The organism is Collinsella sp. HCP28S3_E12, from assembly GCF_052065595.1.
Lineage (GTDB): Bacteria > Actinomycetota > Coriobacteriia > Coriobacteriales > Coriobacteriaceae > Collinsella.
Genome location: NZ_JBQHTS010000007.1, coordinates 1 through 25,376, shown reverse-complemented (window position 1 = coordinate 25,376; position 25,376 = coordinate 1). Strand labels below are relative to the sequence as shown.

The 25,376-nt window shown below is 60.1% G+C and carries 17 protein-coding genes; 10 read left to right on the top strand and 7 right to left on the bottom strand.

Annotated features, from left to right (window positions below):
* Positions 1-117: 117 nt before the first annotated feature.
* Positions 118-2,571 (bottom strand): phosphatidylinositol-specific phospholipase C, encoded by a 2,454-nt coding sequence (locus tag ACTNBY_RS04110; protein ID WP_441063481.1) that lies wholly within the window; start codon positions 2,569-2,571, stop codon positions 118-120.
* A gap of 466 nt (positions 2,572-3,037) precedes the next feature.
* Here ACTNBY_RS04110 and ACTNBY_RS04105 point away from each other — a divergent pair, with 466 nt between their 5' ends.
* From ACTNBY_RS04105 to ACTNBY_RS04075, 7 genes are all read left to right on the top strand, one after another.
* Positions 3,038-3,670, top strand: coding sequence for a cyclodeaminase/cyclohydrolase family protein (locus ACTNBY_RS04105; RefSeq protein ID WP_427794625.1), 633 nt, complete (start codon positions 3,038-3,040; stop codon positions 3,668-3,670).
* 2 nt (positions 3,671-3,672) lie between these two features.
* On the top strand, positions 3,673-4,527 hold the full coding sequence (locus tag ACTNBY_RS04100) for a bifunctional 5,10-methylenetetrahydrofolate dehydrogenase/5,10-methenyltetrahydrofolate cyclohydrolase (protein WP_441063478.1): 855 nt from the start codon (positions 3,673-3,675) through the stop codon (positions 4,525-4,527).
* A gap of 99 nt (positions 4,528-4,626) precedes the next feature.
* Positions 4,627-6,150 carry a C69 family dipeptidase gene (locus tag ACTNBY_RS04095; protein WP_441063476.1) on the top strand — a complete coding sequence of 508 codons (1,524 nt, stop codon included), beginning with the start codon at positions 4,627-4,629 and terminating at the stop codon, positions 6,148-6,150.
* A 147-nt stretch (positions 6,151-6,297) separates the two neighbouring features.
* The gene (locus ACTNBY_RS04090) at positions 6,298-6,714 is read left to right on the top strand and encodes a hypothetical protein (RefSeq protein WP_154515830.1); all 417 of its coding nucleotides are present in this window, start codon (positions 6,298-6,300) and stop codon (positions 6,712-6,714) included.
* A gap of 8 nt (positions 6,715-6,722) precedes the next feature.
* Positions 6,723-8,486, top strand: a complete 1,764-nt coding sequence (locus tag ACTNBY_RS04085) for an ABC1 kinase family protein (RefSeq protein WP_441063474.1) — start codon at positions 6,723-6,725, stop codon at positions 8,484-8,486.
* 432 nt (positions 8,487-8,918) lie between these two features.
* Positions 8,919-13,784, top strand: a complete 4,866-nt coding sequence (locus ACTNBY_RS04080; protein ID WP_441063472.1) for an InlB B-repeat-containing protein — start codon at positions 8,919-8,921, stop codon at positions 13,782-13,784.
* A 9-nt stretch (positions 13,785-13,793) separates the two neighbouring features.
* The gene (locus tag ACTNBY_RS04075; protein WP_441063471.1) at positions 13,794-14,684 is read left to right on the top strand and encodes a DUF4430 domain-containing protein; all 891 of its coding nucleotides are present in this window, start codon (positions 13,794-13,796) and stop codon (positions 14,682-14,684) included.
* A 585-nt stretch (positions 14,685-15,269) separates the two neighbouring features.
* Here the strand turns inward: ACTNBY_RS04075 and ACTNBY_RS04070 are convergent.
* From ACTNBY_RS04070 to ACTNBY_RS04060, 3 genes are all read right to left on the bottom strand, one after another.
* Positions 15,270-15,677, bottom strand: a complete 408-nt coding sequence (locus ACTNBY_RS04070) for a GtrA family protein (RefSeq protein WP_370450581.1) — start codon at positions 15,675-15,677, stop codon at positions 15,270-15,272.
* 219 nt (positions 15,678-15,896) lie between these two features.
* Entirely contained in the window at positions 15,897-16,292 is a 396-nt protein-coding gene (locus tag ACTNBY_RS04065) for a GtrA family protein (RefSeq protein WP_154515815.1), read from the bottom strand.
* A 78-nt stretch (positions 16,293-16,370) separates the two neighbouring features.
* Positions 16,371-18,287, bottom strand: a complete 1,917-nt coding sequence (locus ACTNBY_RS04060) for a fructose-1,6-bisphosphatase (RefSeq protein ID WP_441063470.1) — start codon at positions 18,285-18,287, stop codon at positions 16,371-16,373.
* A gap of 317 nt (positions 18,288-18,604) precedes the next feature.
* Between ACTNBY_RS04060 and ACTNBY_RS04055 the strand changes: the two genes are divergently transcribed.
* Positions 18,605-19,495 carry a DegV family protein gene (locus ACTNBY_RS04055; protein WP_441063469.1) on the top strand — a complete coding sequence of 297 codons (891 nt, stop codon included), beginning with the start codon at positions 18,605-18,607 and terminating at the stop codon, positions 19,493-19,495.
* Positions 19,496-19,602: 107 nt separating this feature from the next.
* Here ACTNBY_RS04055 and ACTNBY_RS04050 read toward each other — a convergent pair whose 3' ends face one another.
* Complete coding sequence (locus ACTNBY_RS04050; RefSeq protein WP_441063467.1) at positions 19,603-20,694, bottom strand: hypothetical protein; 1,092 nt, start codon at positions 20,692-20,694, stop codon at positions 19,603-19,605.
* A 189-nt stretch (positions 20,695-20,883) separates the two neighbouring features.
* Here ACTNBY_RS04050 and ACTNBY_RS04045 point away from each other — a divergent pair, with 189 nt between their 5' ends.
* Positions 20,884-21,054, top strand: coding sequence for a hypothetical protein (locus tag ACTNBY_RS04045; RefSeq protein ID WP_427728972.1), 171 nt, complete (start codon positions 20,884-20,886; stop codon positions 21,052-21,054).
* A gap of 21 nt (positions 21,055-21,075) precedes the next feature.
* Here the strand turns inward: ACTNBY_RS04045 and ACTNBY_RS04040 are convergent, their stop codons facing one another.
* A complete protein-coding gene (locus ACTNBY_RS04040; RefSeq protein WP_441063466.1) occupies positions 21,076-22,179 on the bottom strand; it encodes an RsmB/NOP family class I SAM-dependent RNA methyltransferase in 1,104 nt (367 codons plus the stop codon).
* A 151-nt stretch (positions 22,180-22,330) separates the two neighbouring features.
* Positions 22,331-24,481 carry a methionine--tRNA ligase gene (locus ACTNBY_RS04035; protein WP_441063465.1) on the bottom strand — a complete coding sequence of 717 codons (2,151 nt, stop codon included), beginning with the start codon at positions 24,479-24,481 and terminating at the stop codon, positions 22,331-22,333.
* Positions 24,482-24,613: 132 nt separating this feature from the next.
* Between ACTNBY_RS04035 and ACTNBY_RS04030 the strand changes: the two genes are divergently transcribed.
* Positions 24,614-25,183: a DUF3267 domain-containing protein gene (locus ACTNBY_RS04030; protein WP_441063462.1), complete on the top strand. Its 570-nt coding sequence runs from the start codon at positions 24,614-24,616 to the stop codon at positions 25,181-25,183.
* Positions 25,184-25,376: the final 193 nt, after the last annotated feature.

The window sequence follows — 25,376 nt, the reverse complement described above, 5'->3', positions numbered from 1 at the left end:
TGAGCGCTCGACCTGCGAGTGCGCTGGACACGCTGCTCACTCATCTGCAAAAGCTAGGGGCGCAGAACGGTATCCTGCGCCCCCGATTGAGTCGATGTGTCCAAACGGTCGGCTTGCCTATTCGCTAGCGCCTTCGCTGTCTTCGCGGTCGTTGACAATCATTGCTGCGCCGGCGACCGTTGTAGCTATGGCGGCGGCAGCGAGCCCGGCGGCAACGCCGGAGCCGTCGCCCGTGTCGGCGAGCTTTCCGCCCGAGCCCTTGCCCTTGTTGCCCTTACCGTTCTTGTTCGCGCTGCCCGCGTTGGCGCCGGCGCCGCCTGCACTGTCCGAGGCCGCTACGGTAAAGCTTGCGGCTCCGTCGCTGGCGAGCGTGTAGTTCTGCGCCGCGTCGCCCAACAGGTCTTTTTTCGCACGCACCCAGTACGTTCCCGCGGCAAATGCCTCACCCTCGGCCATCGCCGTTCCCGGAGCGCCGTTTGCATCGTGCATAAACTCGAGTTGGGCGGTGCAGGCATCGTTTTCGAGCTTGCCCTCGAGTGATGCCGTAATCTTGGCGCGCACGTCCTCGCCGGCCTTAAGGCCCTCGAGCCCCTTAAAATGGGGTGTCAACGCGCGCGGATCGATATCGATGGGCACGGAGCCCCGCAGCGCCGTAACGGTCTTGTTGCCCAAGGCGTCGACATCCACATATACGATTTCAAACACATGGCCCGAAGCCGCCACGTTGAGTACGTTGCTGCTGTCCTTGAGGCGGAAATAGCCCTCGCCAACGGTCTTGCCATCCTGGAGCGAGGCATCGCTCAGCGAGTCGCCGTACGTCATGCGCATGCGGGTCGGGAGGTGGTACGAAGCCGTCTGCTTGTGCTCCGTATCGTAATTGCGCTGATAGATGCTCCGGGCCAGCGCCGCATCAACAAAGTCGGATGCGATGATGCCAATGTGCTTGAGGTAATCTGGCTCTGTTTCCTCGGTGCCGTCGGGATTGATGTACGGGCTCTTGTACAGATGCTCGTTGACCACTCGCGCTGCGGTAAAAGGGTTGTTTTGCGTGCAGCTGGTGTAGTTGATAGACCAGCAGCGCTCCGTTGCCTGCATCGTTGTTCCATCCGCGGCAGTGATATCTACGGTGTTGCGCTCGAGTTCGGACGCTGCCTTCAGGGCGCTATCGACCCATGCTATCTTACTGGATCCCGTGCAGCTGTAATGGTCTTGGGCATATACCTTTGTGCAATAGGGCTCTTTGTCGCCCGCATTGCCCGTGGTCTCAAAGCCTCGCACGTCTTGGACGAGACACATAGAGGAGCTGTCTGAGTGTGCTGCGATTTTTTTGTCCCATTCGGTGAGGTCGAGGCCCCATGTGTGGCCGCTTACGCTGCTGCCGGCGAGTCCAAATCGACGCAGCAGGACGATCTTTCCGCGCACCTCGCCCAGTGTGGGAACGTGGCTCGACGTATAGAACAGATTGGGATCATTGCCCAAAACCTTGGCGAAAGCCGTCGTAGCACTTTCGTCGGTGGCTTCGTTGTTGCCTCGTGACACAAGCATGATGAGCGCTTCTGACGGGTTTTCTTTCAAAAATGTTTTGAAGTAACCGATGACATCGGAGAGCTGCATATAGTGCCCGTCTTTTTTGAACAGGTAGCATCCTCCATGGACGATACCGGGGTCGTCGTGCTCGTTGTTCCCTCCAAGTCGGATATCAAAATAGCGAATGCCTTCGAGCAACTGCGTGGGTATGTAATCCTGCTGGCACTTTACAAGCGAGGTTTGGGGCTCGGTGTCGTTGTCGACGCTGCAGGTGCTCGTATCATGCGTGCCCGGGATGCTCAGCTCGTCGAGGTATTTGTTGTTGTCGACGTGGCTCATCCAACATGGTCCGTCGACGTAGCTGCTATACGTGGTCCAGTCGATACTGCTAACTGTGGTATTGATCTCGCCCATGTCGTAACCGACAAGTTCGAGTTCCCACGGAATGCTCGTCCTCTTGTGGCAGATCTTGTTGTCGTCTTGGTCTTTGCCGTCCTTTTCTATGGCCAGGTAATTAAAGTCTTTGTCCTCGTTTGTGCGGTCTCGGATGATGTAGGTTCCGTCTTGCTGGCGGTCGAACGCAAAAGAGCGGCTGGGCTTGTCGTCATGCTCGCCACTCCATACGTGGATGACCTTTCCATCTTCGTCCGAGTCGCCATCGACCGACCAAATGCTGTAGCCCGTCTTCTTGTGCTCTTCGAAATTGAGCAGGGTGCGGATGGCATACCATTTTGTATTATCTGTATCGGTCGCTACGTGCTCAAGGATGAGCTTGCTGGACGTGCCGTCATTAAATAGGTGGCAGACGTTGCCGATGACGTTGCCGTCTTCGTTGACGCTCGCGGTGCGAAAATAGCCCGCGGGGCGAAGGCGAATGACGAACTTGTCGAGGCTGGCCGCTGGATCGGCCGTGCCGTCCGCAAAGGCTGTCCGCGGACTAATGCCCAGCATGGCGGTTTCGGGCAGGCTTGCCAGAGGCGACAACGCTGCAAGTCCAAGGCCCAGCGTAAACGCTCGGCGACTGATGGCGTGATGTTCGGTCATAACTCCTCCATTCGCAGGGTGCGGCTGCGCGCTCGTTGTGGCCACTATACTGCCCAGACGTTTAAAGAAGCCGGTTTAATTGTCTGCGCGGCGCAATAAATCGGCGGGCGGACGTGTTGGGGTGCCTGCCGTTTTCGTACTGTTGCCACATTTGGGGTGGTTCCGGCATCCGGCATCCTCGCGTTCGTCGGCTACCGGCATAAGAAAGTTTTTCATAGTCGTGTCTCCTCATCTGTAATCGCCCATGGATTACCTGCCTTTACTGTACGCGCGGGCGGCTCGCTCGGCTGGGCCATGTGTCCCATGCTTGCGGCGCCGACGCCTATCGTGTGTCATAGAAATCCGCGATGGCCAGGTTCGCTGACGCTCATGTGCTTATGGGCTAGACTTAGCACCATTACTTGATCGATACAGTTGGCCGGCGGTTGCCGCCCGACCGATCTATATGACTTGAAGGTGCGTGCGTATGAGCCAAGAGATGATGGATAAAACCTGTCGCGGATTTGCCGAGGCACTTGCCGCGCGCGAGCCGGTTCCCGGCGGTGGCAGCGCGAGCGCCTTTGTGGGCGCACTGGGAGCCTCACTTTGCGGGATGGTTGCCCGCTACGGTGCGACCAATCCCGCGCTTGCCGATCGAGCGGACGATTTGGCGCACGCGTTTGCCCAGGCGGATGAGTTGGCACAGGAACTTGTGGACCTGGTCGCCGAGGATGTTCGCGCGTACGGCCAGGTGTCCGCGGCGTACGGTATTTCGCGCGAGGATCCGGCTCGACCGGCTGCGATTCAGGATGCGCTGCACGTGGCGGCTATGCCACCGTATCGCATTATGGATGCCTGCGGGCGCGCGCTGGCGCTGCTCGAGGACATGGCGGACAAGGGGTCGCGCCAGCTGCTGTCCGACGTGGCGTGCGGTGCCGTGTTCTGCCGCGCCGCCATGCAGGGTGCGAGCCTGACGCTCTTTGCCAACACTACATCTATGAAAGACCGGGCGCGCGCCGAGGAACTCGAGGCGGCGTGCGATGAGCTGCTGGATACGTGGCTGCCGCGTGCCGATGCGCTGGCGCGCCGCGCCGCCGACGCAGCCAGGAAGAGGGGATAGCCATGGCCGAGCTGCTCAAGGGTGCTCCCGTTGCCCGTGCCTTGACCGAGGAACTCGCTGCTCGCTGCGCCGTCCTGCGCGAACGCGGCGTTGTGCCGACGCTGGCCATCGTTCGTGTGGGCGAGCGCGAGGATGATCTATCGTACGAGCGCGGCGCCCTCAAGCGCTGCGAAAAGGCTGGCATCGATGCTTGCCGCGTTTTGCTTCCTGCCGATGCTTCGCAGGATGAGCTGCTGGCGGCTATTAAGGACATCAATGCCGACCCCGCCGTTCATGGCTGCCTAGTGTTTCGCCCGCTGCCCGCCGGGCTTGACGAGGATGCGGTTGCCGCGGCACTCGATCCCGCCAAGGATGTCGACTCCATGACGCCGGCCTCGCTGCTTACCACGCTTTCGGGGCGAGGCGAGGGCTTTGCTCCTTGCACGGCCGAGGCCGTGTTGGCGTTGCTGGACCATTACGGTGTTGAGCTGGATGGGGCCAAGGTCGCGGTCGTCGGTCGGTCTCTGGTGATTGGCCGTCCCGTTGCCGCCATGCTTACGGCTCGCAATGCCACGGTGACGACGTGCCATACGCACACGCGCGACCTTGCTGCCGAGTGTCGTGCGGCTGATGTAGTGGTTGCGGCCGTTGGGCGCGCGCGCACGATTGGCGCGGATGCGGTTCGCGAGGGCCAGACGATCATCGATGTGGGCATTAACTGGGACGAGGCCGCTGGCAAGCTGGTCGGCGACGTCGATTTTGATGCTGCGGAGCCGATCGTTAACGCCATCACACCCGTGCCGGGCGGCGTGGGGGCTGTGACCACCGCGATTCTCGCCAAACACGTGATCGAAGCGGCCGAGCGCGCATCGAAATAGGCTTTTGACCACGGGGGCTGCCGAGGCTGTGGTTTCGCCCTTTTTGCACCGAAGCGATACACTGTTACCGTTTGATTTCTTCGCTCAAGGAGGATGCGCATGCCGTGCACAACGATTTTGGTCGGTAAGAACGCGAGCTATGACGGGTCGACGCTGGTTGCCCGCAACGAGGACTCGCCCAATGGGGTATTTGAGCCCAAGCGCATGCGCGTAGTGCATCCCGACGAGCAGCCGCGTGTCTACACGAGTGTCCTGAGCCACCTGACCGTTGAGCTGTCCGACAATCCCATGCGTTACACAAGCGTCCCCGACGTTGTCCCGGGTCATGGCATTTGGGCCGAGGCCGGTTTCAACGAGCTCAATGTTGGCATGTCCGCAACCGAGACGCTCACCACCAACGAGCGCGTCCGCGGCGCCGATCCGCTCGTGGATTTCGTGCCCGCCAAGGGTAACGAGGGCGAGGACGGCTATGTGCCGGCGCAGCCCGGCGGTTTGGGCGAGGAGGACATGGTGACCCTGGTGCTGCCATACGCCAAGTCCGCCCGCGACGGTGTGCGCATTCTGGGCGACCTGCTCGAGCGCTACGGCACCTACGAGAACAACGGCATCGCCTTTAGTGACGTTGACGAGATCTGGTGGCTCGAGACCATCGGCGGCCACCACTGGATCGCCAAGCGCGTACCCGACGACGCCTATGTGACCATGCCCAACCAGCTGGGTATCGACAGCTTTGACTTGGACGACGCCGAGGGCGCGCAGGTCGACCACATGTGCTCGGCCGACCTACGCACCTGGATGGCCGAGTGGCATCTGGACCTGACGTTGGGCGTTAAGGGCGACGGTCCCGCCGCGGTCTTTAATCCGCGCGAGGCCTTTGGCTCGCACAGCGACAGCGACCACGTCTACAACACGCCGCGCGCCTGGTACATGCAGCGCTGCCTCAACCCCAGCGATGTGTGGGACGGTCCCGACGCCGACTACACGCCCGAGAGCGACGACATTCCCTGGAGCCGCGTGCCCGAGCGCAAGGTGACCCTCGAGGACATCAAGTACGTGCTTTCGAGCCACTACCAGGGCACGGAGTACGACTGCTACGGCAGCAAGGGTACGCCCGCCACGCGCGGCGCCTATCGTCCCATCGGCATCAACCGCAACAGCCAGCTCGCCGTGCTGCAGCTGCGCCCCTATGCGCAGCCGGCGTATCGCGCCGTGCAGTGGATGGCGTTTGGCTCTAACTCGTTTAACGCGCTTGTGCCGCTGTACGCCAATGTCGAGACCATGCCCGAGTACTATGCCGACACGCAGGCTCGCGTGACGTCCGAGAATTTCTATTGGGCGAATCGCCTGATTGGCGCCTTGGCCGATGTCCGCTTCCATGAGTGCGGTCGCGCGGTCGAGGATTATCAGGAGAAGGTCGGCGGCATGGGCCACAAGCAGATTCACGACGTTGACGCCGTTGTAGCCGTATTGCCCGAGGCCGAGGTGTCTGCCGAGCTCGCCCGCGCCAACGAGGCGTTTGCCGAGCTTGTGCGCGTGGAGACCGATGCCCTGTTGGGCAAGGTGCTCTACACCACGAGCTGTGCCATGAAGAATTCCTTCGCGATGAACGATAACGTAAGGTAAAGATAACCTTGCAACGAGCGAGCGGGGCAAACGCCGTCAAAGGCTTTGACTCGCTCGATTTCTATCCCGGTGACAAACGATTTTGTGTCGTTTGCCCAATCTTGGGTACAAGTAGGCCAATGAAGTTGTTCACGATTGGAGCCAACCATGGTTATGAAATTCGATCAGCTTGTTAACGGTGCCATCAACGTGGGCTTCGGTGCCGCCGCCGTTGCCGTCGAGGGCGGCAAGAAGGTCCTCGACGACCTCAATGCCAAGGGCGAGCAGGTGCGCAAGGACGCCGGCACCCCCGATATCGCCCGCAGCGTGTCCGACATGTTCGAGCAGGCCGGCGGCACCATCTCCGACCTTACCGAGCGCTTGGGCATGCAGGGCGAGACTGCGGCCCAGCGCGTGCTCGACGAGCTCATCCTCGCCCGCGTGCGCGTCATGACCGCCCCCGAGCGCACGGCCTTTTTGGCCCATGTGCGCGACATCGTCGATTCGGTCGAGGACAACGTGACCTCGGTGCCCGTCGAGTCCGTTGAGCCCGACGACGCAGAGGACGCCGAAGAGGCCGAGTAGCAGCGCAGATGGCAGATTCCACCACCGATTACAACAATCAAGATCCCTTGGGTGACGAGACGGCGGTTGTCGACGAGGTCGAGGCCGCCGTCTCGGGCGCTCGCAAGAAGCCGCGCGCTGTCGATATGGTCCCCGAGGAGCCCGACGCGATGGCGCCGGACGAGGAATACCAGCTCACGCCGGCAGGTCGTCGTGAGCGCATTGGTCAGATCGTTCGCCTGATCAAAAAGTATCGCGTGTGGGACAACCTCACGCCGGTGCGCCTGCGTCGTCTGCTCGAAGAGCTCGGTCCCATGTTCGTCAAGATGGGGCAGATTCTGGCCAACCGCTCCGAGATTTTGCCGCAGCGGTTTTGCGACGAGCTGCGCCGTCTGCGCTCCGACGTAGAGCCGGTGCCGTATGAGGTAGTGCTCCGCTGTTTGGAAGAGGAATACGGCCAGCGCCTGGGGCAGATATTCGACGCGATTGACCCCAACCCGCTCGGTAGCGCGTCGCTCGCGCAGGTACACCGCGCCCGTCTGGTGACCGGCGAGGACGTGGCCGTTAAGGTACAGCGCCCCGGCGCGCAGCAGGTGATGGCTCAGGACATCGACATCATTCGCTCGGTGGTGCGCATCGTTTCCAAGTTCGTCAACACCGACCAGTTTGTGGACCTGCATGGCGTGGTCGAAGAGCTGTGGACCTCGTTTCGCGAGGAGACCAACTTTTTGGCCGAGGCCAAAAACCTCAACGATTTCTATGACTTCCACAAAAGCGTGCATGGCGTCTCGTGTCCCAAATCCTACTTGGACCTTTGTACCGAACACGTCGTGGTCATGGACTACATCGACGGCATCTCCATTGCCGATCCCGAGCGCCTGGTGGCCGAGGGTTATGACTTGGAAAAGATTGGCGCCGTGATCGTCGAGGACTACTCGACGCAGGTGCTCGACGATGGCTTTTTCCATGCCGACCCGCATGCGGGAAACATCATCCTCAAAGACGGGATCGTCTACTTTATCGACCTGGGCATGGTCGGGCGCATGTCGAGTCACGACCGCGGTATCGTCAAGGACATGATTTTCGCCGTGGCCGAAGGTGACGTTCCCAAGCTCAAGGATTCGCTTATGCGCTTTGCCGTGACGCGCGGCGATTCTGCCGAGCTCGACCATTCGGCCTTTTTGTCCGACTTGGACTTTATCGTCGCCGACTTTGCAGGGCTCGATCTTAAGGACCTGGATATCGGCGAGTTTTTGACCTCGCTGTTAAATCTGGCGCGCAAAAACGACGTTGAGCTGCCGAGCGTGGTGACGATGTTCGCGCGCGGCATGGTGACGCTCGAGGGTCTGCTGACCGAGTATATGCCCGACGTCAACATGATCCAGATCATCCAGACGCACATCAAAAACGAGAAGAGCACCTATGCGCGCGTCCGCGAAATGGGGCACGATCTTGCCGCGAGCAGCTATCGCGCGGCAAAAGGCTCGCTCGAGGCGGCCGAGTATCTGGGCTTGGCGTCGCGCATGCTCACGCGCGGCCAGCTTAAGGTGAACACGCAGATCATGAGCAGCGATAAGGCGCTGCGACAGCTGGGTGGAATTATCGACCGCATGTCGATGGCAATTGTGATCGCCGGCCTGTTTATCGGCTCGTCGGTTGTGTACTACGCGCGCATCGAGCCGGTTGTGTTCGGTATCCCGGTCATTGGCTTTATGGGCTACGTGAGTGCGCTGGTGCTGGCGCTGATGCTGGGCCGCGAGATCTGGCGCAACAGTCACGGCGGCAAGCGGTAGAGACTGCGACCGTCACCGCATTCTCCTATCGCAAACAATAGCTTTTACCTTGGGCTTCGCCTGCGTGCGGGGCCCTTTTGCGTGCTACCATATTGACAGTAATAATCGATGGCCTAGATGGTGGTGCGGAGACGCACAAATGCGCGGTTTTCCTGCGCGTTTGGGAGAATCGGGGTGCAAGTCCCCGGCTGTACCAGTAACCGTAATTCCTCTTGGTCCGGGATGGCCGCGCCGCAGATCGGACGGCGCGCCCGGGTCGGTAAGGTTAAGTCGGATCGCCTCCCATCTTGTACGCGGCCGCGGCGCATGCCGCCGGTACGCGTTGGGCTCTGGAGGGAAGGGGGGACCCCGATGGGGGTACTCGAGCGCAATATGCGCGATGACGTGGGGCAGCCGCTAGGCAATGCTCCAAGTGCAGACAGTAGGAGACAAATGGATATGTTTGAGGACGAGCGCCAGCGCGCCTCGTGGCGTCGTCATGGGGCGATTGCGTGCGGCGTAGCCAAGCGCGGTCTGGTGGCGTTCCTGGCTTTTGCCATGGCTTTTGGTACCACACCGGCGCAACTTTGGGCCGAGGGCGCCGAGGGCATTGCCGAGGCCGTGGCTCAGGCTGCGACGGGCGGCGAGGGCGCGGCGGCCGAAGGCGCCGACGATGATGCCGCCGAAAATGCCGCTGGCAGCGATAACGCGACGGCCGGTGATGCTGTCAATACAGAGGGTTCGGCTGCGCCGGTATCCGTCGCTTCCGAGCAGGGCGATGCGTCCGACTCCGTCGCCGTTTCCGCACGTTCGGCATATGTGACCGTTAACTCGGCTGAAATTGTTGATGCTGACGGCAACGGGCTTGCCTATGGCAGCGGTATCGCCAAGGTTGGCGATACCGTTAAGGTCGCAGCTTATTACAAGGACGAGTTTGGCGAAGACGAGGAGATTCTCTCCTCAGAGTACGACCAGCTGGGCTATCAGTGGTATGTCGGCAATAGCCAGTCTACCGCTCCGACGGCGTCGGGCTACACCGCTATCGAAGGCGCAACTGCTCGTGATCTCAAGTTGACCTCCAATCTTGCCGGCAAGTATGTCGCATGCCGTGTTACGTATGGCGCCGGCGACTACGAGTTCACGGCAAGCCTCAAGTATCCCGTAGAGGCTCCTGCCGAACCCGAAGCCCTCAAGTCTGACGATGCGAAGAAGCTGGACGAGGCGGTTGCGAAGCTCAAAGCCGATGGCTATTCAGGCTGGTATCCCAATCCATCCCAGGGAACCGATACCAACATCTGCTCCATGCTTTTGGCGAAGCTTGCCAACTTGGGCTACTCGGATATCAAGGTTTCGCTTGCGGGCGTAACCTATGGCGGTCGCGATCCCAAGCAGGATGGCGGCATCGCGGATGATGGAAAGATTTCCTATTTCTTCCTGTCTCCTGCAGATAAGACTTCCGCGCTTGATTACTCGCTGCTTCGCCAGTTTACGCCGACGTATACGCTGACGCTTGGCTCCGAGAGCGTGTCGTATACGCCCGGTCGCGCATCGACGCTCGCATGGGACGGCGGCAAGGTCATCGCCTATCTTAAGGCGGCATGGGCTCATGCTGAGGGTCTGCCCGACGAGATTGAGGCGGGCGTCACGCAGGGAACGCTTCCCGGCTCAATCAGCATCAACGGTATAAAGGTTGCTTCTATTGTCTGGATGAGTCTTGATGACTCTGTTGCCAAGGTGAATTCCAGCTACGGCGATCCGACGGTTACGTATACCCACGGTATGACCGACCAGACTGCTCAGCTCACGGCTACACTCTCGCTGGCGGTTCCTGGCTACAATAATGCCCCGTCAAATGGGACGGCATATCTGGTCTACTATACCGTCAAGGCAAAATCTCAGGAGCAGATTGATGCCGAAAAGGCCGAGCTGTCAGCTGCGCTCGACCGCATTGTGCTCAAGGATTTTGAGACCAAAAAAGAAGTCGATGCCAATGCCGTCGAGGGCGATCTCCAGCTGCCCAATACCCGTCGTTCTGACATCGACGCTCCGTCCGGCGCCAAGCTCTCCTATACATCGAGCAATGAGGCTGTTGCGAAGGTCGACGGCTACCGCGTGGTTGTTACCCGTGATATCGAAGGCGTCTCGAATGAAGTAGTTATTACGGCTACGCTTGCCAAGGACGGCATAACCGTAACGCGCGACATCGTCATCAAGGTTAAGCCCATCGACGATTCCGAGATTGACCAAGCTGTGGCATTTATGCAGCAGGTCAAGGATGCCTACGCAAAGTCTCTGCTCGGCGATAACGCTTCGGTTGACGCGGTTACCGAGAATCTGTCGACCTTTGCCGAAGCGGTGCCTACGGCAGACGGCGGCATCGAGTACCGCAAGGGTAAGGACAGCAAGCTGTCCGGCGTTGTGGCAGCAGACCTTCCTGGATACGACGCGATGTCGGGGAACGACTGGCGCACGTATCGTACGAGCGACACCTCGGTCATCTCGAACGAAAATCTAAAGGTGACGCGCCCTAAGGCCGATACCCTTGTTACGGTCGAGAGCAACCTGACGTACGCCAAGTACGAATCTCTGGCGAAGGCGCATCCCGAGAACGCTAAGCTGCAGAGCCTCATTAACCAGAGCGTTAAAGCGACGTATCGCGTTGTTGGTACGGTCGATCATTCCGACCCCAAGATTTCCGTTGCCTTTAAGCTCGTTGGCGTCGACGCCGACAGCAACGACGAGGTTTGGGCCGATTCCGCCAAGAGTGTAGTTTACGGCTCGACTGCCGGCGATGTGATTGAAGACGCTCTAAAGGGCATGACCCATACCGCGACCGGTGTGGGCACGGCGAGTTACTATCTGAGTGATATCACTTCGGCGGATGGTCGCAAGCTGGGCTGGGATGCGTCGACGGGCAAGTACTGGCAGCTTTTTGTTAACGGGAAGGCGTCTGAGGTCGGCGCCGGCCAGGTTCACCTCGCCCCCGGCGATAGCGTCGTGCTCTACTATTCCGCTTTTGGTACCAGTCTTGACGAGATTGGGCAGGCTAAAGTCAAGGCCTCGTTGAGTTTGATTGGTCCTGATGCTAACGAGAAGACTTCGGTCTGGTACTCCTTCAACGACGCGAAGCTCCAGAGCGGTGCGACGGCTGCCGACCTGACGTCGATGGCGCTGAAGGCTTCGGGCCTTGGGTACGAGTTGAAGACGCCGGAGAAGGACGGCTACTTCCTCCTGGAGAGCATTACGTCGACCGACGGTCGGAAGCTGGGTTCGAATGAGGCGACGGGTCGCTATTGGCAGCTCTACGTCAATGGCGAATATTCCAAGGTTGGTGCCGACCAGGTTGTGCTCAAGCCCGGCGACAACACCCAGTATGTTTACGCGTCCGATAGTGAAAAACCGCTTGACGGCGTAGTTTTGAACCCGAGCGCCACACGTCCCAACTGGGACAGCGATTGGCCTGGTTATACGAGCGCCAACAAGGTAACCGATGCTTCTGTGCCCACGAAGGACGCCGAGGCAAAATGGGTGAGCGAGCTCAAGGGCTCGAGCGAATGGAGCAAGGGTATTTCCGACCCGCTGCTGGTCGGTGACTACCTCTACGTGGCCGTTGGCTCCAAGCTGCTTAAGAAGAATGTCGATACGGGTGAGACCGTTGCCGAATCGCCTTTGGCAGCAAAAATCGATACGACCTCGCGCATGGTATACACCGGCGGCGTCGTGCTCGTGCCGCTTTCGGGCGGTCGCCTGCAAGCGCTGACCGTTGATGCCCTGGCGACGGTTTGGGTAACCGATGAGTTGCCTGCTGGTCCCGATGGTGCCCAGCAGTCTCTTGCGTCCATTACGGTTCGTGACGGCTTTGCTTACTTTGGGACGGCATCGGCCAGCTGGTCCGACTCGAGCGACGGCTACCTGCTCTGCGTGCGCATCTCCGATGGCAAGGTTATGTGGCAGCATAAGAACGAGAACAGCAAGGGCTACTACTGGGCCGGCTTGGCGTTCTCGGGCAATTATGGCGTCATCGCAGATGATTCCGGTACGGTGAGCACGGTCGACCCCGAAACTGGAAAGACCGTTGCGTCGCTCAAGGTTGCCGATCGCGTCCGTACAACGGTGCTGGTCGATGGGTCAACCGCTTATGTTGTAAGTGCCGATGGCGTTTTGCATAAGCTTTCGGTTGGGAAAGACGGAGCGCTTTCTGAGCTCGGCAAGGTTTCGTTTGGCAGCAGCTCGACCTCGACGCCGGTGTTGGTCAACGGCAAAATTGTGGTCGGAGGCGCATCGACCGAGTCCTTTATGGGCGGCTATCAGAACAAGTACACGTACTACTACGGTCAGCTTGCAGTGATTGATGCCGAGACGCTTGCCGTGGACTATTCCATTTGCAAGGCGGACGGTAGCTATATTCGTCAGGGGGCTTCGGGCGGCGGTGATGTAAAGTCGCAGCCGGTCGTTTCTGTCCAGAATGGCGAGACGTACGTCTACTTTACGTCTAACAACAACCCGGGCGGCATCTATCGCTACCGTATTGGCGACGACGAGGCCGAGCTGCTTTATACGCCCGCGGCGGGCGACCAGCAGTACTGCATGGCTTCTATTTCGGTCGGATCCGATGGCTCACTCTACTATGTCAATGACTCGGGCAAGCTGTTTGCTGTCAAGGGCAATGGCCAAAGGGTCAAACGCTATACTGTGACGTTCGACGCCAACGGTAAGGATGCGGCGATGCCCGATTCTCAACGCGTGAAGGAAGGCAAAGCGGTGACGGAGCCCTCGACTAAGCCGCAGTGCAAGGGCTACACCTTCGCCGGTTGGTACACCGATGCTGCCTGCACCAAGGCGTATGACTTTAGCGTTGCGGTGACGGCCGATATGACGTTGTATGCCAAGTGGAACAAGAAGGCTGTTGCCCCTGGCGGTAACGGCGGCTCTGGCTCCAACGGCGGCAATGGCGGCTCGGGTAATGCCGGTGCTGGTTCTGGCTCCGGTAACGGCACAAATGGCCAGCAGACTGGCGGTGCTGTTGCTCCGGGCCAGAAGCCGGTATCCACAACGACCAAGACCGAGACCAAGGACGGCAAGGATTCCAAGAAGGATTCCGGCAAGGGCGACAAGAAGGACAGCAAGAAGTCTGACAAGAAGTCCGGCAAGTCCAGCTCCAAGTCCGATACGGGATCGGCTGCCGCGACTACCGCTAAGAAGTCCGCTGAGGCTCTGGCACAGCAGTCTGGCTTCAACCCGCTCGCCATTGTCGGCGTAGCGGCCGGCGTGATCGGGCTTGCGGTCATTGGCGTGTTCGTGTTTACCAAGCGCCGGTAGGTGAGAGCTGTGTCCAATAAACCTCAGGATGCCGACTCCAAGCAACCCGACTCGTCGTTCATTCAGCTCGACGATGCTAAGCAAAAGGGCGCCGCTTCGGCGGTGTCCGCCCCTCGGCGCAAGGCGCTACTTGGCTCTCTGACGGCCGTCTGCATCGCGCTGATTTTCGTCTCGCTGGGCTTTGTTCACCCTTCCGCCAGCGGCGCCTGGTCCATCGATTGGATCGCTCGGGCCGTGGCGGGGAGGAGCGTTGCCGACTCTGGCTCTATCGCCTTTCGCAAGACGGAGACAGCGGGCTCCTCGTCTTCTGACGCTGTGGACTCCGAGTCCAAGGACTCGAATGAATCGGATTCCAAGGACGCTTCCGAGTCTTCGGACGAGAAGTCAGACAAGGATTCGAAAGAGAAGAAGTCCGAAGGCAAGGGCGGCAAGAAGTCCAACAACGCGTCTGCCGGACAGGGCTCCGAATCCGCTGGTGGATCGAGTTCTTCTGACGGCTCCTCTTCGGGCGGCGGCTCGGTGTCTGGCGGTGGGTCTGTATCCAACGGCGACAGCGCTTCTGCTGGCAATCAGGGCGGCTCGCAGCAGCCTGGCTACATTACTGTGACGGTCTCAGTGACGTCGAGTGCCGTGGGTAACCCGGTGTCTTCTGGCGGTACGTTCACCTTCAACGAGGGCGCTACCCCCTACGATGCCCTGTGCGCACTGGGCCTTTCCGTAAATGCGCACGGCTCATCGTACGGCACGTATGTCGCCGCTATCGGTGGTTTGGCCGAGAAGGAGCACGGTGGTACAAGCGGCTGGATGTACTCTGTCAACGGCGTAACGCCCAACACGGCTTGCAGCAACTACGTTCTCTCCAATGGCGACAGCGTGGTCTGGTATTACGTAACGGGCTAAATGCCTCGACATAACATGCCAAACGGGCGGTTCGGACCAACATCCGAGCCGCCCGTTTTTATGCGAATGGGACGTCGTTTCCCAATCGAGGCTCAACCGGAAATCGCATCCCACTCTGAAGGTGAATTCCGGGACGCAATTTCCGCATCAGCATCCATTGGGAAAGCGCATCTCGTTCTAGACATCGATAACGGGATGTGCTTTCCGTTTCGGCGTCCGCGGGAAACTGCGTCCCGGAATCCACGCTCAGACCGGGATACGGTTTCCCGATGGGGCGGGTTTCGGAAAGCGTGCCCCGCTCTGGGGGCTCATTCCGGGATAGACTTTCCGCATGGGGGCTCATCTGGAAACTGCGTCCCGTTCTGTTGGCTGATTCCGGGACACAGTTTCCGCTAGGACGGCGTTGCGGAAGCTGCATCCCATTCTGAGGCTGCAATCTGGGATACACTTTCCGGAACAGCGCTCATGGGGAAACTGCGTCCCATTCATGCACCGTAGCCCGCCTTCCTCGGCAGACTCTGCAAACAAAAAGCCGGTTGGAACGAGAATTCCAACCGGCTGCGAAGCGAGATTATGTTGGGCCGTCTACGACCGTGCGCCCTCGAGGAAAAAGCGACGGCTAAAGTAGTTGTACCAGGTGACCAGGAACGTGGCGATGGCCTTCATGGCCTGGTAGCCGATACTCAAAAACGTGACGCCCACAAACATGTACAGGTCGTTGAGGCCCAGACCGATCACCGACAGGATGGTAAAGATCGTGAACTCGCGCTTACGGCTCATGCCCTCGCGATGGTCGAACACGTACTTCATGCTGAGCCAGTAGTTAACCACGACGGACGTGGTAAACGAGACCGTCGTGCTCATCAAAAAGTCGAGGTGGAACAGCTCGACGAGCGCAATAAGCATGCCCCAGTCGACGCCAAAGGAGATAAGACCTACGACAGCGAACTTGAGGAACTGCTTGGTATGAGGTTGTGCCAGCGCGTTGCGCACGTAATCACATCCAATGCGTTGATGAATCGAGCAACGAGATACTTTAGAGCTTTTGCATGGCAAACGTAAGGTCTTTGGCAAGAACTATACGAACTCGCCAAATATTCAAGTGGAAATCCGCAAACGCTGCAAATCTTCCCGTAAACGAGCAAGGCCCAGGCAACGCTACGCTCGACGCGCGTCATCCGCAGGTCCCCGTAGTGCAACGAGGAGGCCGAGCTATTTGGTCTGCTCGCCCTCTAGGAAGATCTTTCGCGTTACAAAGTTGTAGACCATGACGAGCGCGGTAGCGCAAATCTTGGCGATATTGGCCTCGAGGCCCAGGCCGGCGTTGAGGGTCAGCACGATGCCGTCGTTGAGCGCCAGGCCAATAACGGATAGCACGACAAAGATGATGAACTCGCGGCGGCGGCTCATGCCCTCCTTGTGTGCAAACACGTACTTCATGCTCGCGACGTAGTTAAAGATGAGCGAGACGATAAAACCGCTGGTGTTGGCGATCAAGATGTTGAGGCCCAGGCCGTAGTGGAGCAGATTCATGATGCCAAAGTCGATGACGGTGGCAACGACGCCGACGACGCCAAACTTTATGATCTGCGCAAGGAGCTTTTGCATGGTACCTGCCTTAGGGTGGCGCCGGGGCGCCGCGGGGATGACAAACCTAGCAAGTTTAACCAATCCCCGCAGGCGGGGCTAGGCGCGCTCCTCGATAGCACCGTTTCTATATGCATCGAGGAGCTGGCGCAGGTCTTGGATCTGACTGCGAATCTTGACGCCGGTATCGGTGTCGCTCACCATGCGGCGCCGGTCGGCCTCGTCAAAGCGGTTGGTCTCGCTTTCGATATCGATGTTGCGGGTGAGCGCCTCGGCAACGCTGGTAAAGGCCTGGTGCGACTTAAGGCGGCATCCGCGCGAGCTCGAGATGAGCGTGTAACCGGCGATGCCCGTTTTGGGGTGGTAGGCGCGACAGAAACCGCCGTCGATGACCAGCAACTTTCCGTTGGCGCGGATGGGCTGCTCGCCCTTGGTGGTCTTGACGGGCGTATGGCCGTTGATGATATGGCCCGTCGGCGAGCAGGCCATGGGGGCGACGCCAAACTCCCGCATGATGTCGTCGCAAACGGACGAGGACGTGGTGAGCGTGTAGTACGGGTCCATCGGCTCGACCCACGTGCTCTTGTCGGCAATGTAGGCGCGCTCGAAGGTGCGCACCACGCGTCCGCTGGCGGGTGAGTTAAAGCCGATCCACAGGTACCACATCCAGTCGAGGGCATCGCGGTCGCCGGCACGCCAGGCGCGGCGGGCGATATAGTCGCAAAAATCAAAATAATCGCGGCCGGCGTGCCAGGTACCCAGGCAGTTCATGCTGCTAAAGGTGCCGTCTTCGTTGAGCGGTACGCAGCCGTGGAACAGCAGATTGCCGTTGGCGACCTTATACATGGAGCCGTGGGTATAGAGGAAATCGATGTGGCGATGCAGATGATCGGCGGTGACAAACTCGGACACGAGCTTGTCTATGATGTGCTGTTCCTCGGGCGTGAGCGTGTAGGGGTCTGCCGGATCGACGGTGGGGAAGTCGTTGGTCGTGAGCGGCCACACACTGCCGTCGGCGAGGGTGACCGTGCCGGCGTCGTGATCGACCTTGTCGAGCAGTAGACGGTCGGCCATGTCGAACTCGGGGTGGCGCTGGATAATCTGGCCCTCGAGCTTAAAGAGCAGAACGTTGATGGCTTTGATGAGCGGGCTGATGGGCTCGCCGGCGGTATAGGTAGCGTTGGCAAAGGCGACAAGCTCGCGCAGCGAGATGCCGTAGTCGTTCTCGAGAATCTCGTAGTTGTCGTAGCGCAGGTTGTTGCGTAGCACCGTGGCGATGCAGGCGGGCTCGCCGGCAGCGGCGCCCATCCACAACAGATCGTGGTTGCCCCACTGAATATCGAGCGAATGATAGGTGAGCAGGCGGTCCATAATCTTGGCCGCGCCGCCGCCGCGGTCGAAGATGTCGCCCACCAAGTGCAGGTGGTCCACAGCGAGGCGCTTGATGAGCGAGGCGAGCGACTCGATAAAGTCGTCGGCGCTGGCGGTCTCCAAGATGGATTCGATAATGCGCTCGTGATAACGCACGCGGTAGTTGTTCTCGTCCGGATGCGTGTGCAGCAGCTCGTCGATGATGTAGGCGTAATCGCGCGGGATGGCCTTACGTACCTTGGAGCGGGTGTAGCGGCTCGAAAGCGAGCGGGCAACCACAATGAGCTGGTTGAGCATGGTCTTGTACCAGGTGGGCGAGTCCTCGTGCCGGCTGCGGACCAGATCGATCTTCTCGCGCGGGTAGTAGATGAGCGTGCACAGCTCGCCCTTTTCGTTAAAGGAGAGCGTGTCGCCAAAGATTTCGTCGACATGCTCGCGCACGACGCCCGAGCAGTTGTTGAGGATGTGCATAAAGGCTTCGTACTCGCCATGCACATCGCTCATAAAATGCTCGGTGCCCTTGGGCAGGTTGAGGATGGCCGAGAGGTTGATGATCTCGGTGAATGCGGATTGCTCGGTGGGGAACTGTCTCGACAGCAGGCGCAGATACTTGAAGTCTTGCGGATTGCGATCGAATGCGACCATGAAACACCTTCCGATGTGGTTGGTAAAATTGATAAACAGCGTCAAACGTTTATCAGTATGCGCCGCTTTTGTTTCAATTGGGGTTAGGAGATTGAATTGTTGGCCGAACGGTTTGCTAAATCGATTTAGTCGAGGTAGATATGGCGGTTGAGTGGAGACGTAGGGTCGTTTTGCAGGCGCATACCTCCGGGATCGCTAGAGATGATGACGGTAAAGATGTTCACTACCTTTGGTTCAATTTGGTAAATAACGGACATTTGTACCGTATTCACGCATGCTGTGCGATAATTTGCGCAGCAATGAGTAAGGAGCCTCATATGAGTGATTTTGTCCTGACCTGTGAATCCGCCGCCGATCGAACCCGTGAGTTCTTTGCGTCGCGCAATATTCCTGTCGTGTGTTTTCATTACGAGATCGACGATGTTGTCTATACGGACGATCTGTATCAGTCGATTACGCCGGACGAGTTTTTTGCTCAGATTGCCGCGGGCGCCATGCCCAAGACGTCTCAGGTGAGCGTGGGTGAGTACGAGGAGTTTTGGGAGCCGTTTGTTGCCGAGGGTAAAGACGTGCTGCACCTGACGTTGTCGTCGGGTATTTCGGGCACGTATGGATCGGCCTGCGTTGCGGCGCAGATGCTCGCGGATCGCTATCCCCAGGGCGGCAAGGTGCGCGTCATCGATTCGCTGGCGGCGTCTTCGGGCCTTGGCCTGCTGGCGGAATGTGCCGCCGACGTTCGCGATGGCGGCGCTTCGCTCGAGGAGACGGCCGCTTGGATTGAGGAGCATAAACTCAACCTGCACCACTGGTTCTTTTCGACCGATCTGTCGAGCTACCTGCGCGGCGGTCGCATTTCGGCCGCGAGCGCGATTATCGGCACGGCACTCAAGATTTGCCCGCTTATGACGGTCGATTGCGAAGGTGAGCTGGCGCCGCGTGAGAAGATTCGCACCAAGAAGCGTGCGATTTCCGAGATGGCTAAGACCATGATGGCACACGTGCAGGGCGGTGCGGATTATTCGGGTAAGTGCATCATGTCGCACTCGGCGTGTCGCGAGGATGCCGAGGCAGTTGCGGCGCTGATAGAGGAACAGATTCCGCAGCTTAAAGGCAAGATTGAGATTAATGACATCGGTACTCTGATTGGCTCGCATACCGGACCTGGTACGGTGGCGCTCTTCTTTATGGGCGACAAGCGCGTGGACTAACGTTTGTGGGCTGGCTGACGGTTTTAACGGCTACGCCTGTCCTCCTGACATTTGATAACAGAAAAAGGCCCGTCCCGTTGTTTGCGGGGCGGGCCTTGCTGTTGCGGCTAGCGTTTCTTTCCACGGAAGAAGAAACCGTGTAGCGAGGGCTTGAGTCCGCGGTTGGCGCGACGCTCCTCGATATGATCGTGGATCGAGGCGACGCGCTCGATGACCTCGTCGGGAATCGGCACGTCGGGATTCATGTTCTCGACCTGGCTGATCTCGGCGGCGGCGACCTGGTCGATAATGGGCACATCGTCGCGCGAGATGACAGGCGTGGCGTCTTCCTTCATCTTGCGGTAGCGCTCCATCATGTCGGTTTGCAGCTGCTGGGCCGAAGGCGGCGTCCAGATGATAGCGTTGGCGCCGGCGGCGATGGTTTCACGGATGCTCTCGGGCGTCTTGCCACCCGGTGCGATGAGCGGCAGGCTGGGATAGTGCTCTCGCAGTTCGCGTAGGACCTGGGGTGTGTTTTTGCCGGCGGCGATGTTGAGGATCTTGGCCCCGGCGCGCACCTTGGCGTGGGCATCGTCATCGCAGCGAACGACCGTGGCGATGACGGGGATGTCGGCGATGTTGGTGATGTGCTCGACCATCTCGGCGGTAGCGGGGGAGTTGACCACGCAGCCCGCCGCGCCCTGCATCTCGGAGACGGCCGCCATCTGCACGGAGCGCTTACCGGTGGTGGTACCGCCGCCAACGCCCACAAAGACCGGGCACTCGGCAACAGTCAGCAGCGCCTGCGTAATGGCGGGCTGCGGCGTGAAGGGGTAGACGGCAAACACGGCGTCGGCATTGGAGTTGCGGATGACCGCCACGTCGGTGGTGTAGATGAGCGATTTGATGCGGCGTCCAAAGAGCGTAAAGCCGCTGGCCTCCTCGATCTCATCGGGCATGCGGAGGGCCGCCTTGCGCAGGCGCCCGTCGATGGGCAGCGGCTCCATGGGCAAAAGGCCGCTGGGGGTTACAGCCACCTGGGGCTCGGTAAATTCGTCCGCAAGCTCAACCTCTGAGAAATCGACCGAGGCGACGATGTCCTCGTGAACCTCGGCGGGAACATCGATGGGGGCTTGGTCGTTCGTCGCGGCGGGCGTGTCGAAGGAGCTGGTGGCGACAAAAGCGTCAACACGCTCGTTCAAATCGTTGAGAGAATCCATTGCGGTCCGTTTCTATAATGTGCGGTCGGCAGCGTGCGACCGGCGCTACGTTGCTAAAACGTTTGACGAGTTGATTTTTCCCCGCCGCGCTATCCGTTAGACCGAAGGGCCGGCGAACGTGAAGGAGCTGTGGTGGCAGGTTTTGAGGTGCTATCTTAAATGTCCCGTTTATAAGAGAGGTGGCGCGGTATGGAAATCACGACGATATTGAGCTCGATTGGCCTATGCGTGGGCGCAATCGTAGCCGCCGCGGTCATCTACTTTGTGGTTACGGCCATTAAGGGCAAAAAGGCCGAGCGCAAGGAGCGTGAAGCGCTTGCGCGGCATAAGGACCAGCAGGACAAGCGCGCACGGAGATAGCTTGTTGAGTTGGTCCGTGCGCTAGCTGCGTTTTCGGATCAGAGCGATGTAGAAGCCCTCAAAGTCGCGGCTGGGCGGGATGGTCAGCGTGCCGGGCATGCCGTTGGCGACGGTCGAGACGTGGCCGGTGGCGATGGCCTCGGTGAGGGCGTTGCTCTCGACGCGTGGCTCTTCGCCAGCTTCCTGAGCACGGCGCGCTTCGCTTTCGCTCGGCGTGCCGTCGAGGGGGATGAGCTCGCAGTCCATGTGTTTGTCGAGGGCCTCCTGCAGGGCGTCCTCGTTTTCCTGCGGCAAGATCGAACAAGTCGAATAGGCGAGCGTGCCGCCCGGCTTGAGGGCGCCCATGGCGCGGTCCAGAAGCGCGCGCTGCGAGCGGGCGCACTTGCAGAGCAGCTGCTCGGTCAGGCCGCGCAGGCTTTTCTCGTTGCCGCTGATGACGGTGCCCGTGCCGGTGCAGGGGGCGTCGAGCAGGATGCGGTCAAAGCGGAAGAATTCGTCGAGCTCGCGTGCGTCGATACGCATGACGGGTACGTTTTTGGCGCCCTGGCGGCCCAAGTTGGCCTCGAGCTTTTCGGCGCGGGGAATGCTCATCTCGCAGGCGGTGAGGTGCGCCTGTCCCTGGGTGAGGGCGGCGATCTGCGTCGTCTTGCCGCCGGGGGCCGCGCACATGTCCAGGATATCCTCGCCGGCCTGAGCGCCCAGCACCAAAGGAGGCATCATGGACGACAGGCTCTGCAGGTAGATTTTGCCGTTGCGGTAGATGTCGAGATCCCACAGATCGGATACCTGGGCCTCGGGCAGGATGAAAGCGTCCGGGTACCAGGCAACGGTTTGGTGGGCGATGCCGGCTGCGTCGAGCGCGGCGGCGATGTCCTCGGCGGTTGCCTTGAGCGTGTTGGCGCGCAGCGTGACCGGTCGCGTGGCTGCGGCGCCAAAGCCCTCGATCATGAGCTCGGCATCGGCAGGCGCATAGGCGCCGGCGACCGTATCGACCATAAAGCGCGGCAGGTCGGCGGCGGGGTGTTGGGCGGCAAGCTGGTCGGAAAGCTCGGTAGCGGCAAACTGCCTAAGCTTGAGCTCGGGCTTAACCTGCTTTTTCTGCTTACGACGACGTGGCTTGGACATCCGTCTTTCCTTCCCATTCCATTAAAAGTAGTCAATTTGGGACGGGGCTATTTTAGCTGCCCGTCCGTTTCGGCAGGCGTTGCAGTTAAATTTGGGACGGGGTAGCTAAAATAGCCCCGTCCCAAATTGACTAGTCTGCCTTGGCGTTTGTCTAGTACTGGCTCTCGTGCTTGCTAAAGAAGTCGAAGCGCGGGGGCAGCGGCTTTACGCGGTGCTCGCCGGGCTTCTCGCCCAGGCTCTCCACAAACTCATCCGTGGAGGCAAAGATGTTATCCCAGCTAAAGAAGGCGACCGGATCGACGTCGAAGTACTCGCAGATGAGCTCGCAGCCGGCCGGCACAATACCGTGCATGAGCACGGTCGCCACGCGCAGCTCGGTGAAGGCGTCGACCAGTGCCTGCGTCATTGCGGCGTTGGCTGGCTCGCCCTCGAGCTTGTTGGCGGCCTTGGAGGCGTCGCTCCAGCGCTTGTTGGCGGCACGCAGGTAGTCGTCGCACACGGCGAGCGCGCGGTGCGTCTCGAACTTGTACATGGCCTGCTCAAAGGCGAGAGCTGCCTGCTCGGCGGCTTCGACCACGGTGGCGGAGGCGGCACCGGCGGGGATGCATCCGTTGCGGTAGGGGCTCTCGTCGCCCTCCTTGACGGCGACGCCGTAGAAGCAGCTGCGGGCCAGGCGGTTGAACACGCCGGTCAAAAGCGCGCTCTCCTTAAGGGCCGGGTCGATAACGCGCTTGTCGTCGCAGGCGCGCACCTCGTTGCCGTCCTTGTCCTTGCCGGTCACGCGTGTGTCATATGCCTTGGGGCTAAAGCTCACCGGCTTCTCGGACAGGCCGAGCGACAGCCAATGCGCACGCATCTGCTCGCAGGTGTAGTGATTGAGCAGGTCGTCTGCCGGCGGGGGAGGCGTCTGCGAGGACGAGCTGGCTTTTTTGCCCATGTAGAGCAGGTGATAGCAGGCGCTGACGGTGCTCTGCGTGAGGTTCCAACCCAGGGCCTCCCACATGGCGGTCTGCGCGATGCAGTAGAAGTAGATGTTGTCCTGACCGATAAACTGGTAGATCTGTGCGTCGTCCGAGCACCACCAGTCGCGCCAGTCGAGCGAGCTGTGCTGGTAGGTGGGCGCGGGGACCTGCGTGGAATCGGCGGCGGGCTCGCCCATGAGGGCGGCATCCTGGGCGGCGACGCCCTCGGTCACGCCGGCGGCGCGGGCATCGCGGGCGAGCACGGTGCGGGTGTAGCTGATGGGCGCCCACAGGCTCTCGGGCCAGCACCAGCAGGTGACGTCGGAGACGCCATCGACCTCGGGCACCGGAACGCCCCAGTCGATGTTGCCGGTGATGCGGAAGGGCACGAGCGCCTTGCCGCTACGGAAGCGCACGCCGCCGTTGGCGAGTACCGCGTGGGCGTCGTCGCGCTCCTTCCAGCTGGGGAAGGTGACGGTAAAGCTGCTCTTGTTGCCTTCGGGCTCCAGCACGGTGTGCTCGGGGAGCTGGTCCTCGACGGCGTCGAAGGCCTCGCGGAACTTATTCTGGATGTAGAGCTGTGCCGGCAGCAGCCACTCCTCCATGGTCTTGGAGACCACGGAGCGAACCTGCGGGTTCTGGGCGAGCTTGGCAGTATAGGTCTTCATAAAGTCGAGGTAGGCGGGCAGGTCGAAGTAGAGGTTGTCGACCGGGCGCAGCTCGGGCACCTCGCCGGTGAGCTGGCTCTTGGGCGCGATGAGCTCCTCGGGCTCAAACTGGTGGCCCAGGTCGCACTCGTCGGCATAAGCCTTCTCGGACTTGCAACCTTGGATGGGGCAGCGGCCGATGACCTGGCGACCGTTGAGGAACGTGCCGGCCTTGGCGTCGTAGAACTGCAGGGTAGAGCGCTTGGAGATGGTGCCCTGCTCGTGCAGGCGCTCGATAATCTCGGCGGTCACCTTGTTGTGAATCTGCGCCGCCGGCTCAAGGCCCGAGCCGCCGTAGATATCGCAGCTGATGTTGTAGTTGTTGAGGGTCGCGGCCTGACGGGAGTGATTGGACTCGACATACTCGCTAATGGACTTATCGTAGCCCTCGTTCTCCTTGAGCTTGCGGTAGCTCTCCATGATGGGCGAGCCGTAGCAGTCGGTGCCCGAGGTGAAGATGACGTTCTCGCGGCCCAGGCGGTCGCGCAGGAAGCGGGCGAAGAAGTCGGCCGGGACAAAGACGCCGCCAACGTGGCCAAAGTGAAGACCCTTGTTGCCATAGGGCTCGCCGGCGGTAACGATGGCGCGGCGAGGCCAGCTGGGACGGTCGTTCATGGAGTATTTGGATGCCATGGGACTCCTTCGCATATGGTGAGAGCGCAGCCGGGCGCAAGGCCTGGCGACGCGGTGGTCAATTCGTGCATATCGTTCGACATTATCGCACATGCGGACGGGTACGTGGCAGGGGCGCTATCCTAAGATGCTATGAATGAGATTTCCAACATACATGCGTTTGAAGACGAGGATTTCCTGCACGCTTGCTTTGTGTGGGGGATGGCCGTGCTTGGCGCATTTGCCGTGTGCCTGGTGCCGGTGTTTATGCTGCTGGGTGGGCCCGCGGACTTGGATGCGGCTGACGCGGGTGGCTGGACGGCTGTCTTGGGCTGGATAGTTGGCTTGGCTGCGGTTTCGGCGGCGTCATTTGCCGTGCACGAGTTGGTGCACGGCGTGTTCTTTAAGCTGCTGGCTCCTGCGGGCGCGCAGGTTACCTTTGGGGCGAACCTCGAGACGTGCATGATCTATGCCTGCGCCGAGGGCGTTGTGTATTCGCGCCGGCGGTACATGGCAGTTTGTCTGGCGCCGACGGTTGTCGTGACGACAGCATTTGCCCTGGGGTTTGCGTTTTCGGGCTATCCGCTGCTGTGCTACCTGGCAGCCGGCTTGCATTTGTCGGGCTGTGTGGGCGACTGGTATTACGTGCGGACCATTTTGCGCGACCGCCGCATTGTCGCCTGCGAGGACACGTCCTTTGGCGTTCGCTTTTTTGGTCAGTAGTCTTTTTGGGACGGGGTTTTTTTGACTACTTTCCTGTTGATGCAGGTATTTGGAACTGCTTGACGTTAAAAGTAGTCAAAATAGCCCCGTCCCAAAATGAACTGCCTCCCATTTCTTGGACACGAGAAATGGGAGGCTTTTTATGCGAGTCGACTTGAGGGTGAAGCACGACATCGAGGCCAGGAAGGCGGCG